A 12243-nucleotide genomic window follows, 5' to 3' on the forward strand; every position below is an offset into this window, starting at 1 on the left:
GAGTCCTTGCCAATCTGCCGACCGCAGAGGACTCGTCGCCTCGTCCACTACCCGAAGATTTAGCTGAGACGGAATACTAGCTCCTGACACTTAACCCATTAAGCTTAGTGGTATAGGCTTTTCTGTCAAGGAAAAAATGGTTCGAGGCAATGGAGGCAGAATGATACGGGGCAGAATGATGGGAAGCAGGTAGCGGGGCAGAACCATGGCAGCCAAACGATGAAGTCAGAACCATCAGGCAAACACGCCCCACCTGCCATTCATCATCATTCTGCCATCATCTCCCCACCGTATTGCCCTTCCTCTCGACCTGCCAACGCGCCGGCTTTGACAACGCCTTGGCGTCACCGGATCGCTACAGACGTCACGGATCCCCTGATTGACAGCCCTTGGCTAACCGTGAGGGCAAACCCGCAGGTTTCACTCCACTGAGGGTTTGCCCCCAGCCGTTATCAACAGAAATCGGTATCCGGTGACCGCGCATGTCTCACACAAACGCCCACCGTGAATGGCGATCTCCCCCCGAACCACTCGGCAGCCGGCGCCTCCCCAACATTCGTCGGCTGCACGGAGCCGTTGAACGATGACGCGCATGAATCTCTCCCAAAAGCCGCTTCGACGGCGTCTGTCCGAACAGCTTGAAGAACGCCTGCTATTCGATGCCGACGTCGCAGATTTCGTTGCACTCGATGCGACACCGGACGACACCGAGATCGTCAATCCAGATCGTCCAGACGAACGAGCGCCGGAAATCCAGACGATTTCGAATCCCACCGCCCGCGCCCAGCCGGCCAACTCCGATGACACCACGGGAAATCGCGGTGACAGCGGCGACTGGGAACTGCAGATCGATCGGGGACAGCTCGACACAAAGTCACGCTGGGGTGACACGACGCAAACGCAATGGCTTGGCAAACTGGCCCCCGCGACGGCTCCGACACCAAACGTCTCGCTTCAACTGCCGTCAGAAGCGTTTCTCAACGAAGGGTTTCAATTCGCCGTCAGCTTCGACAACACGTCCACGACACCCTCGGATGCCGGATTCGCGCCCTACTTTGATCTGCATGTACCGCAAGGAATTCGCATCAACCACGCCACGATCTTCGGCGGGACACTGACCCCGATCGTGGCAGGCAGCTTCGATGTCGATGGAGATCTTATCGACGATAGCGGCAATCCCATCCTGCATCCGGTGACGGGACAAACGGTATCCGGCACTGCCGGCGACACCTTGCTGGTGTACCAATTGCCGTTTGGAAGCTTTGTCCCCGAACAGCCCAATGCCACCGTTCTTTTGAACGCAACGCTTCGTAAGGCAGACGGAGCGTCCGTCGGCACGCCGCTGGATCTGTCTGCGGTCGGTTTCTTTGCACTGGGAAACGATCCACTCGACAACCGATTGACCGATCCACCGATTCTGGGCACGGCGGTGACAGGGTCTGTCACGCCGACGGTGTTGCAATTGGTGAAAACCAGCGACGCCGCCGAGGCGGAGCGGAGCACGGGCCCAAACTTCCCCATCACCTACACGCTGACGTTAAAACTGGCCGAGGGCGAAACGGTCGAACAGGTTCTGGTGGAAGACATACTGCCTCACTCACACGTCTATGTCCCCGGATCGCTTCAGGTCAACGCGGCGGGCGGTTATTCGACGACGGAGCCCATCGCTGGATCCCCGCAAAACCCGCCCGGAAACCGGCTCACAGTCGAACTGGGCAACCTGACCGGATCCGGCGAGCTCGACGCGGTGGTCAGCTATCAAGCCTGGATCCACCGCACCGATGCCGACGGCAATCCGGTCCTGGATGCTGCAAGCGGCGACGACAAGATTGCGATCAATGACGCACGGGTCACCGGGGTCTATCAATCAGCTCCGATTACCGACAACGACACAACCACCGATACCGCCGTTTCGCAGCAATCGTTGTCGATTCAACAATCCGTCTCGATCGTCAACGACACCGGAGCACGCGGTGCGACTCCCGGCGACACGCTGGAATACGTCATGCACCTTCAAGTCTCGGACTATTTCGAGTTCGCCGACCTAGTCGTTCAAGACACTTTGAGCGACGGGCAATTGTGGGACGATTCCTTCCAGCCGCACTTTGTGATACGCGAGCAAGGCCTCGTTACCAGTGGGACGTTCTCTCCAACACAACACTCCGTCACCAAGCACACCTCCGGTACCGGGGTGACCGAAGTTCGCTTCGACCTCGCGTCGGTGATCAGCGATGGCATCCTGACGGGCGACCTCTTTGACGATGCGGTTTCAGACGGCGGCACGACGGTGGAAATCCGTTTCCGAACCGTCATTGAAGAAGACTTCACGACGTATTTCCTGTCGGGGGACCGATCGGTCGATGCCGGTGATCCGTTGGCCAGTTCGGTCACGGTGACCGGTCGCGTGCGCGACGGAGTCAACGACACACAGTTCGAATCCGATTCCAGCGGGACCAGCGTCCCGATCGTCGGCCCGACGATCAGCAAATCCGTCTACGCCATCGATGGAGACACGGACAAGCGAAACGACCCGATCATGGCCGGGCAATCGATCACGTACCGACTCGCGTTTTCGATGCCTACCGCCGACTTCGAAAATTTGATCCTGACCGATTTCCTGCCGCTGCCCATCTACAAGGCCACCGAAGTCACCGCGTTCGCAGGCGGTGGACCTTCCGCCACACCGCCGCCTGCGGGCACGTTCAGCTACGGTCCGTCGCACACGTTGAACCAGGTCGCAGCGAGCACCGACCCTCCGACGCTGGCGGTCGATGGTGACTCCAACAGCGTCCATTTCAACTTTGGAAATTTTGATGTCGTCAACAGTGACGCGGAAACCATCGAAATCCTGTTCACCGTCACCGCGCAGGACATGCGGTTTGACGATGGGTTGCTACTGACCAACCAAGCGATCGCGACGTATCAATTGACCACAACGGAAGTCCGTTCGTCGAACACGATCACCCAAAACCTCGCCGCGGCGCCCGAGTTGACGATCACCAAGGGAATCGTATCGACCGATGGCACCAGCCCCAGTTTTACATCGACGCCGGCCCCAACGGCGTTCGCGTCGCCCGGCGACACGGCAATCCCTTTTACCGGCCGGATCACCGGTGCTGATCTGGCCGTCCATCCGATCGATGCCAATCTTCGCGACGTCGATGCGGGGGATCGCGTGAAAGTCGCGATTGCGATCGAAAACTCGGGCGGCGCCGACGGCTTCAACTTGACCATTGTCGACGCTCTGCTGCCCCAATACGCAATCGCCGCGTCGGGACTGAATTTGCAAGTCCATCGTGGTGATGGCACGGCACTGCACTTCACCGGCGATCTGTTTACCACCGGCATCGAGATCACGGACCCATCGGCCGCGGAGGGGGCGATCCAAAAACAAGCCGACGGGGGCAGCAGCGGATCCAACGTGATCATCATCACCTACGATCTTCAGCTCAGTGAGGACGTGGAGATCAACCAGACTTACCAAACCTCTGCCGAGATCATCGCCTACGGTGCGATCGACGGTGGAGCGAATCACGCGGACAGCCTGCCGGCGGGGTCGCTCGCCGACGATGCAACAATCACGGTCCAAAACGTCGCGACGCACCTTTCGATCCTGGCAACCAGCGAGGCGCACACCCGGTTTACCAGCGGCAGCGAGCGTGTCGCAATCGGCGAAGTCATACGCTATCAGCTGGTTGTCGAAATCCCCGAAGGCACATTACCGGATCTGGTGATCCGCGACCGTCTGCGGAGCGGAATGCGGTACCTCGATGATGGCACGGCCACGTTGGCCTTCCTTTCCGACGCCGGCATTTCCTCGACAAACGGATCGGCCACGTTGCCGGTCGGCCTCGGCGGCACCGCAAACTCATTCGGCGGCACCGTGATCTCACCGACGTTCGCATTGCCGGATGTCAATGTCGGTTCAACAAGCAGTCTGAACACTGACATCGATTCCTACAACAACGGCACCGATCCCCAGTTCAAGCTTGGCACGCTTGTCAATCGAGACAACGACGCGAACGCCGAATACATCGTGATCGAGTTCAATGCTCTGGTGCTCAATCACGCCTCGGCACAAAAGAACACGCTGCTGCGCAATGATTTTCAACTTTCGATCAACCCAACCGATCAGCCCGGGCGGCAAACCCTGCGAACCAGCAATCAAGCCAACACGCGCGTCGTCGAACCGACGATGGACGACTTGGCGATCCGTGTTTCTCGAGCCAACGCGGACGCCGGCGACAAGGTGACGTTCACCATCACGTTTGGCAACGAGAACAACGCAAGCACCTCGGACGCCTTTGAAGCTCGGCTGACCAGCCTGTTGCCCGACCAATACACCCTGCACACCGGCACGATCCGAGTCCAAAACAGCGGTGGATTCGGAACCATCACCGACCACTCGACCGGCAATCAGGTCAACATCGCGTTGGCCCAGATCCCCAGCGGCGGTCGCGTGACAGTGACCTTCGACGCGACGCTCGAACCGTCCGTACAACCGGGTGAAGCTCTCATCACACCCGCGCATCTGACCTACACCAGCTTGCCGGCATCGGGGACCGTCGGAAACCCGACCGGCAGCGATGTGCCCGGTGGCTCGGGCAGCGGAACGGGCGAACGAACCGGTGCCGGCGGCGTGAATCACCATTTCGACAACGCGTCAGCGCTATTGACCGTGTTTCCACCGACCGTCACCAAATCGCTCGTCTCGACCAGTATCGTCGACGCCAACAACGGGCCGGCGGAAACCGTGATCGGCGAGCGTGCAACTTATGAGTTGGTGGTGACCATTCCCGAAACCACCATGCACCGCGCGGTCGTGATCGACACGCTGGAACCCGGGTTGGTGTTTGAAAGTCTGGATGCCGTGGCTGTTGATTCCGCAATCGTGTCAGATGCTTCCGGTCCGGTCACGCCGCAGATCAGTGGACAACAGGTTCGATTCGATTTTGGAAATCTGATCAACTCTCCCAACGATGCGGCACCGGAAACGATCACGATCCGTTACACCGTACGCACCGACAACACCGCCGGAAACCAAGGCGAACACGACGGCACAGTGCTCTCCAATGCGGCCAGGGTGACATGGGACCTCAATGGTGTGACCCGATCGACCGCCAGCGCCGTGGCCGACGTCACCGTGATCGAACCAGAGTTAGAACTTGTCTACGTGGCCTCGCCGAACCACGTCGACGCCGGTGATCGCGTGACGCTGGATTTGGTCGTTCGCCACTCCCCGTCCAGTGACACCGATGCGTTTGACGTCATTCTCTCGGAGGTCTTGCCCAGCGAGCTGCAACACGTCTCGCTGGTTTCGGCGATTCATTCCAGCGCCGGCGATCTGTCCTCACTGTTCGTCCTGTCATCGAGCACTCATACAGTCACGACCATCGCGGCGGAGGGATTTGATCTTCGCAAGGGCGAAACGTTGACACTTCGAGTGACCGGCGTAGTCAGCCAATCGGTCACCCCCGCACAAACGCTGACCGGCAATGCAGACGCCCGCTGGACCAGCATGGACGGGGCGACCGCAGTCGAACGCACCGGGGCTGGGGGCGTCAACGATTACCGAGCCACCCGCGCGACCGATCTGCACATCATTCGTCCGGTCACGACCAAGGAACTGGTGGGGACCAGTATCGCCAACGCCGGGAACTCGACGACGGAAGCCGTCATCGGAGAACTGGTCCAATACCGGATCCGCGTTCAGATTCCGGAGTCGACGATCGACGACGCGCGTATCATCGACACGTTGGATCCGGGACTGGAATTCGTCTCCGTCGACAGCCTTGCGGTGACCAGCGGCGGCGCCGCGACCAACGTCATCACCAGCGATGGTGTTCCGATCGGCCCGCTCGCAGCGCACCATCCCTCTGTCGTCGGACAGGAACTGACATTCGATTTTGGACAAATCATTAATCGCGACGATGACAATTCCAAGATCGAGTCGTTGGAAATTGTCTACACAGCCCGAGTCGTCAATGCGTCGGTCAATCAACAGTCCAAGACCCTCAGCAATGACGTGCAGTTTGTTTGGATTCGTGGTGGCGTGTCGGATGCGACGGCCGTTAGCAGTGCCACGGACGTGACGGTCATCGAGCCGAGCTTGCAAGTCATTCATTCGGTCAGCACATCGACCGGCGATGCCTTGGATGCGGTCACCTACACTTCGACGATCCGCCACACACCGGACAGCCAGGCCGACGCCTTCGACACGACCTACTCCGCATCGCTGCCGACGGACATGGACATCACGTCGTTCACTGTCACGCACAGTGTCCTGGGTGATCTGACCGCTGGATTTGAATTAATCGCCGGAAACCGATTGCAACTCAGAGCCGGGCAAACGATCGATATCGCGTTGACGGAATCGTTGACCATCGCGGTCATCGGCACGATCGGTGCCGATGTCATGCCGGGTGACCTTCATTCCAGCAACGCGGCCATCGCCTGGTCCAGTTTGAACGGAGTCGACCCCACGGAGCGGACCGGCGTGGACGGTTTTCCGACCAGTGGATCGGCCCCCTTGAACAACTACGCGGCGACCGACGGGACCACGTTCACCGTGAATCCCATTGGTCTTTCCAAGTCTCTGCTCGGCACCAGCATCAATGGTCTCGACAATGGATTCAATGATGCCGTGATCGGAGAATCGGTGACGTATCAGTTGATGGTCACACTGCCCGAGGGTGACGCCAAGGCACTCGTGATCTCGGACACGATGGATCTGGGGCTGGAATTTGTTTCACTCGATTCGGTCGTCCACTCCGCCGGCCTTGCTTGGACCACCGCGACGTTTTCGCCAACGATCTCCGGTGACGGCCGAACCAACGCCCAAACGTTGACGTTCGACTTGGGCGACGTCACCAATTTCGACACCGACAACGGCGTCACCGAATCAATCGTGCTGACCTACACGGCGCGCGTTTCCAATGATCCGTCCAACGCATCCCAACCGGTCTCGGGGGGAACGATCTTGGACGAATCGGCGACGCTGACCTACAACCATCGCGGGACGCTGCGAACAACGCCGGCGGTGTCGGCCGACGATGTCACCGTCCTCGAACCGCAACTCCGTGTTGCCGTCACCGTCAGCGATCGCACGCCTTCCTTGAATCAGGTGATCCGCTACACGACGACGATCAGCCACACCGCTGGCAGCAATGCAACCGCTCACGACCTCAGCTTTTTGGACACACTTCCCGCCGGGATGCAGTTGCTCGATGTGTCGGTCTCGGGCGCGGGCGTGGAATTTGACGGCTCCGATTCGGGGTCGGTGGCGTTACGACTGGACTCGCTTCCTGTCGGACAAACCGCCACGATCCGGTACGACGTCCGCGTCACCGACAATCTGGCCGCGATCACCAACACGGTCCAGAATGATGCGGTCGTCCATTGGACGTCGTTGCCGGACGGTGTTTTCAGCGGAGACAACAGCGAACGCGATGGCGATGGTGGCCACGCCGGGCAAGACGATTACGTGGCGCAGGCACGCGAAACATCCACGATCACCCATCCGTTGGTGGAGATCACCCAAGCAACCGTCGCAACCACGCCGGCCGCGTCGGGAACCACTGGCAATGTTGACATCACCTACGAGTTGACGATCACCAGCACCGGCAACGACCCACTGACACAGATCGCGATCGACGAAGATTTCTCGACCCTGTTCGGGAACGGATTCATCGACGTGGTGGTCCCGCCGGCCGTGATCCACACGACAGCAGACCGCCCCCTGACGTTAAACACCGCCTACGACGGGACCTCGATCAATCCCTCGATCGTCGACAACTCTGCCGGCGTCTTCAATCGCATGCTGCAAGGCGAATCCGTGACGATTCGATTCACGGTAGAAGTCGATCCAGACGCACCAGGCATCTCGGTCGACAATGGCTCCATGATCGCTCAAGCCCAGGCGAGCGGTGTAGGCGAGGTTTCTGGGTTAACCGCCGTCGACTTGAGTGATGACCCGGATCGTCCGACGAATGTTGAACTGGATCCGATTGCCGACAATGAGCCCGACGATCCGAACATCCACCGGATTCCAATGCTTAGCCTGACGAAACAAATCATCGGATCGCCCATCCCGTCGGCCAGCGGTGTGTCGGGCAACTACGACGTGACCTATCAAATCCGCATCGACAACAACGGCTCGACTCCCCTCGAGGAGCTGGTGTTGGTGGAGGACCTGCGAGACCATCTGGGCGGCGCCTTTGTCGGAATCGTCTCGGCACCGTCCGTGGTAGACGGTGATGCCAGCGACGTTCCGAAATTGAATGCCGAATACTCCGGGCAGGGAACCGGGACGTCGCTGATCGACGCCGCTGAATCGGGGCGATTGGATTCCGGCCAGTTCCTGGTGATCCGGCTGACGATCGAAGTTGATCCCGATGCTCCGGGTCGCAGGCTCGAGTCGGTTCGCGATGACGCCAATGGCGATTTCGAAACCCAAGCCCTCGTCGCGGCGAAGGATCCGGCGACGGGTCAAATGGTCTGGGACCGATCGGACGACCCCACCGATCCGACCAACGTCGATGGTGATCCGGCCAACCCCGATGACCATAGCGACGATGACAATGACCCCGACGATCCGGTGTCGTTGGAATTCGTGGAAATCGGCGTCGCCAAACGCGTCACGCACGTGCAGCGGGTTGGGATGTCATCGCTGGTGACGATCCAAATCATGGTCGAAAACACCGGCACGGTTTATTTGCAAAACATCGAACTGCTCGACGATGTCCAATCCCAATTTGGAGACAACTTTGACTCCGTTGTCACCGAGCCCACCATCATTGCAAGTTCCGCAACGGTCGATCCGAATCTCCAGCCCGGATACGCCGACGCCCCGTCACGAAACATGTTTGACGGCCGCAGCGGGCGGCTGGCGCCAGGCGAGCAGATCTTGGTGCAACTGGTGGTGCGCGTCAAACCGACATCCGGCCAAGCCAACGTGGACTTGGTCAATCAGGCGATGGCGGCGGGCATGCCCGTCGACGCGGCGGGCCGTCCCGTGTTAAATCAATCCAACCAAACGATTCGTCGTGTGACCGATTGGTCGGACTCTGGCAGCGATCCGGCCAGTCACAACCCCAACGCACCGGGTGACACCGGCGGCTTCAACGATCCGACGCCCACGTCGCTGACGTACTTTACCTTTGACGGTTTCAACAACTTCAGCAACCCGTTTGATGTTGCCCGACGGTACGAAAGTGAATCGTCGGTGTTCACCAATCGATTGCTCAGCCAAGTGGTGCCCGATCTGGCCACAGACCCGATTTTTTCGGGTGCCGCGCGTCCGGGGGCCAGGATCATCGCAACACTTTACGGCTCCGATGGAGATCGAATCCACAGTGCCTCTGTCACGGCTGACATGGGCGGCAACTGGATGATTCAATTCTGGGGCGTCCATCGCGGGGAAGAGGTCCGCGCGGAGTTTGAGGAAATTGGGTGCGCGGTGGAGATGTTTTCGGCCGCAGGTGAGGGCATTGGCAGCCGGCCGATGTCCCAAGGGGAAACCCATTATCAATCCCTGCATCCTTGGTCCGCCTACGACGACCGGTACAAATTCAATGCCGTCTACCGCGGGTCGGCTCAAGAGTCGCTTGCCAATGAGCATCGGCGCGCCAATCGACCGATCGGATTTGGGAGCGCGCAGTAAGGGGCGGGCGAGAGGAACCGCTGATTGTGGTCGCATTGCCGGTGTTCGTTTCTTCCTCATGCCGAGCGAATGGGCAAAACGATGGGGGCAAAACAATGAAAAGGGGATGGCAGAATGATGGAGAAAGGGAGGATCGATGTGTTTGCCTGATCATTCTGCCTTCCCATCATTCTGCCTTCCCATCATTCTGCCTTCCCATCATTCTGCCTTCCCATCGTTCTGCCCCCATCGTTCTGCCCCCATCGTTTTGCTACGCCATCATTCTGCCCCGTATCATTCTGCCACCCCGCCTTCCCCCTCCCGCCCCGGTGCGGCGGCAAGACTTAGCTTGTTGTCGACGCCTTCTGTTACCAGACCGAGTTGCAAGAGTGTTTCGAGCGCCCGGTCGACCCGGAAATCGATTTCGACTTCGATCGCCTCGCGGATCAATCGCTCGCACTTGCGTCTCAGTCTGCGCCGGCTGACCGGTTCGGGTTCGGTCGCCAACGCATAGTACGCCAGCGAGGCTTCGTTGGTCGACTGGCGGCCGGCTTGTTGAATGATTTGAAACGCGGCGCCGGCGTTGGTATCCAGCTTTTGGAAGTAGAGGTTCCGTGTCAGATCCAACAGATAACGGTTCTTGGTTTGGAAGTAGCTGAAAAAGCTTTTGACACAGTAGCCGATCCCGGCGAGGATCAAACCGATGACCAGGGCGGTGGAGTAGTACGCGGCCAACGCGAGTGTGACCAGGACGAACCGCGAGATCTTTTGCAGTGACAATAGCCATCCACCCAGGCTGGGCGCGATCACCTTGACGCGATCCAGTTTGCTGAGCCGAACTTGCGTGCCCGGCAACAACATGTCCACGTCCTGTTTGGGAATGTTTTTAAAGATCCGCAAGTGGAACTGTCCGGCGGCCAGCATCTCGCCGCGTTCGTGGTCTTCGGCCAGTTGAAAGAGCACGACGAGCCGTTGATAGATGGCGACATCGACCATCTCCATGCGATACAGATTTTGCAGACGCCGTTTGCATCGCCGCCCGATGATGTCCCCGCGGGCATAGACGGCCAGTTGTTGAAAGAGGCCGAAATTCGCACTCATCGGGACACCCCAATGACTCGAAACCCCGACGCATTTCTCGATCTCCTCTTGGCTCAGCTTCTGGTAGGCGGCGTCGGCCAAGATCTGATCACACAACGCCATCAGCCGCTGGGAGTGATCGACGACCTGCTCGGACTGTAGATCAATCGGGATCTTGCAGTCGCTGTCCGGATCCACCGCGTGGTACCGATCCGAAAATTGCGCGTGGTACTGCGACGTCTTCGCCGCCACGTGCTCAGTGATCTTTCGGACCGCCGATTGAAAGGCGTCGCGTCCGGCTGGATCCAGTCCGGCGGTTTTCTCCACCCGGTTGCTCAGGTATTCGACCAAGGTCTGCGTTTCGATCGGCAAAAAGGGTTCGATCGACCAATGCGCCGCGTCTTCATCGATCCACCCCGACGTACTGACTTCGCTGATCCCACGCGTCAGCGGGCCTGTTCCGTCGATGGACCAGTTGGTAAGAATTCGGTCGACCGATCCAGACACGGCAATTGCGCAAAAGCGAAAAGGGACAGAAATGGCGACACCGCCACACCGAGTATTTGAACCGATCCCCCAGCGAGATGATAGCGAGCCGATTCCCGCGGTGGCGGGAGTCGCCCTGGACATGGACGGATTGCTGTTCGATACCGAACGAATTTATTGGCAAGTCGGCGACACGATTTTACAACGTCGCGGACACCGCTACAGTGCGGCCCTGCAGGCACGGATGATGGGGCGGATCGGTACGGCAGCCGTCCAGCAAATGATCGATTACCACGCCCTGGACGATTCTGCGGAGGAATTGCTGGCCGAATCGGACCAATTGTACGGGGAACTGTTACCGGGACTGCTGCGGCCGATGCCGGGATTGGAAGAGTGGATCGATCACCTGCAACGCAGTGGCGTCCCGTTTGCATTGACCACTAGCAGTCGCCGAAAGTGGGTGGACGTGATCTTCGCCGAACTGCACTGGCGACAATCACTCACCTTTGTGTTGACCGGTGACGACGTCCGCCAAGGCAAACCGCACCCCGAGATGTACCTGACCGCGGCCGAAAAATTTCAGCTTCAGCCGCAACAGATGCTGGTTCTCGAAGACAGCGGCAACGGCTGCGCGGCGGGCGTCGCGGCCGGCGCAAATGTCGTTGCGATCCCCAACGAACACACGCGCGAGCAGGATTTCAGCGGCGCGATGCTGGTCGCCGAATCGTTGCTGGACCAGCGGTTGTGGCAGCTGTTGCGTTAGCGGCCTGCCGATTGAAGCCCGCACGCGTTAGCAAGGCGCCACGCGGCGTCCCTCGCTCACACGTCGCGTCTGGCATTATTGCGTTGATTTCGGGTCGTGGACGAGGCGACGAGTCCGTGCCGAGATGCCGACTGCAGAGGACTCGTCGCCTCGTCCACTACCGCCTACCCGATAACCAAGGTGCGGCGGACGACGTGCGACAGACGAGAAGAAGAATCCGGTTCGAACGAGTGGCGTAAGCTTCCAGCTTGCGATTCCGACGACGCAAGCTGGA

The 12243-nt window shown here is 59.4% G+C and carries 3 protein-coding genes; 2 read left to right on the plus strand and 1 reads right to left on the minus strand.

The window, feature by feature from the left end:
- Positions 1-592 precede the first annotated feature (592 nt).
- Positions 593-9661, plus strand: coding sequence for an isopeptide-forming domain-containing fimbrial protein (locus ABX749_RS07200; RefSeq protein ID WP_372895375.1), 9069 nt, complete (start codon positions 593-595; stop codon positions 9659-9661).
- Positions 9662-9934: 273 nt separating this feature from the next.
- Here the strand turns inward: ABX749_RS07200 and ABX749_RS07205 are convergent, their stop codons facing one another.
- Complete coding sequence (locus tag ABX749_RS07205; RefSeq protein WP_372895376.1) at positions 9935-11227, minus strand: DUF3754 domain-containing protein; 1293 nt, start codon at positions 11225-11227, stop codon at positions 9935-9937.
- Positions 11228-11258: 31 nt separating this feature from the next.
- On the opposite strand from ABX749_RS07205, the gene ABX749_RS07210 reads away from it, so the two are divergent.
- On the plus strand, positions 11259-11969 hold the full coding sequence (locus tag ABX749_RS07210) for an HAD family hydrolase (protein WP_372895377.1): 711 nt from the start codon (positions 11259-11261) through the stop codon (positions 11967-11969).
- Positions 11970-12243 lie beyond the last annotated feature (274 nt).

The sequence above is a fragment of the Stieleria sp. genome, from assembly GCF_041595215.1.
Lineage (GTDB): Bacteria > Planctomycetota > Planctomycetia > Pirellulales > Pirellulaceae > Stieleria > Stieleria magnilauensis.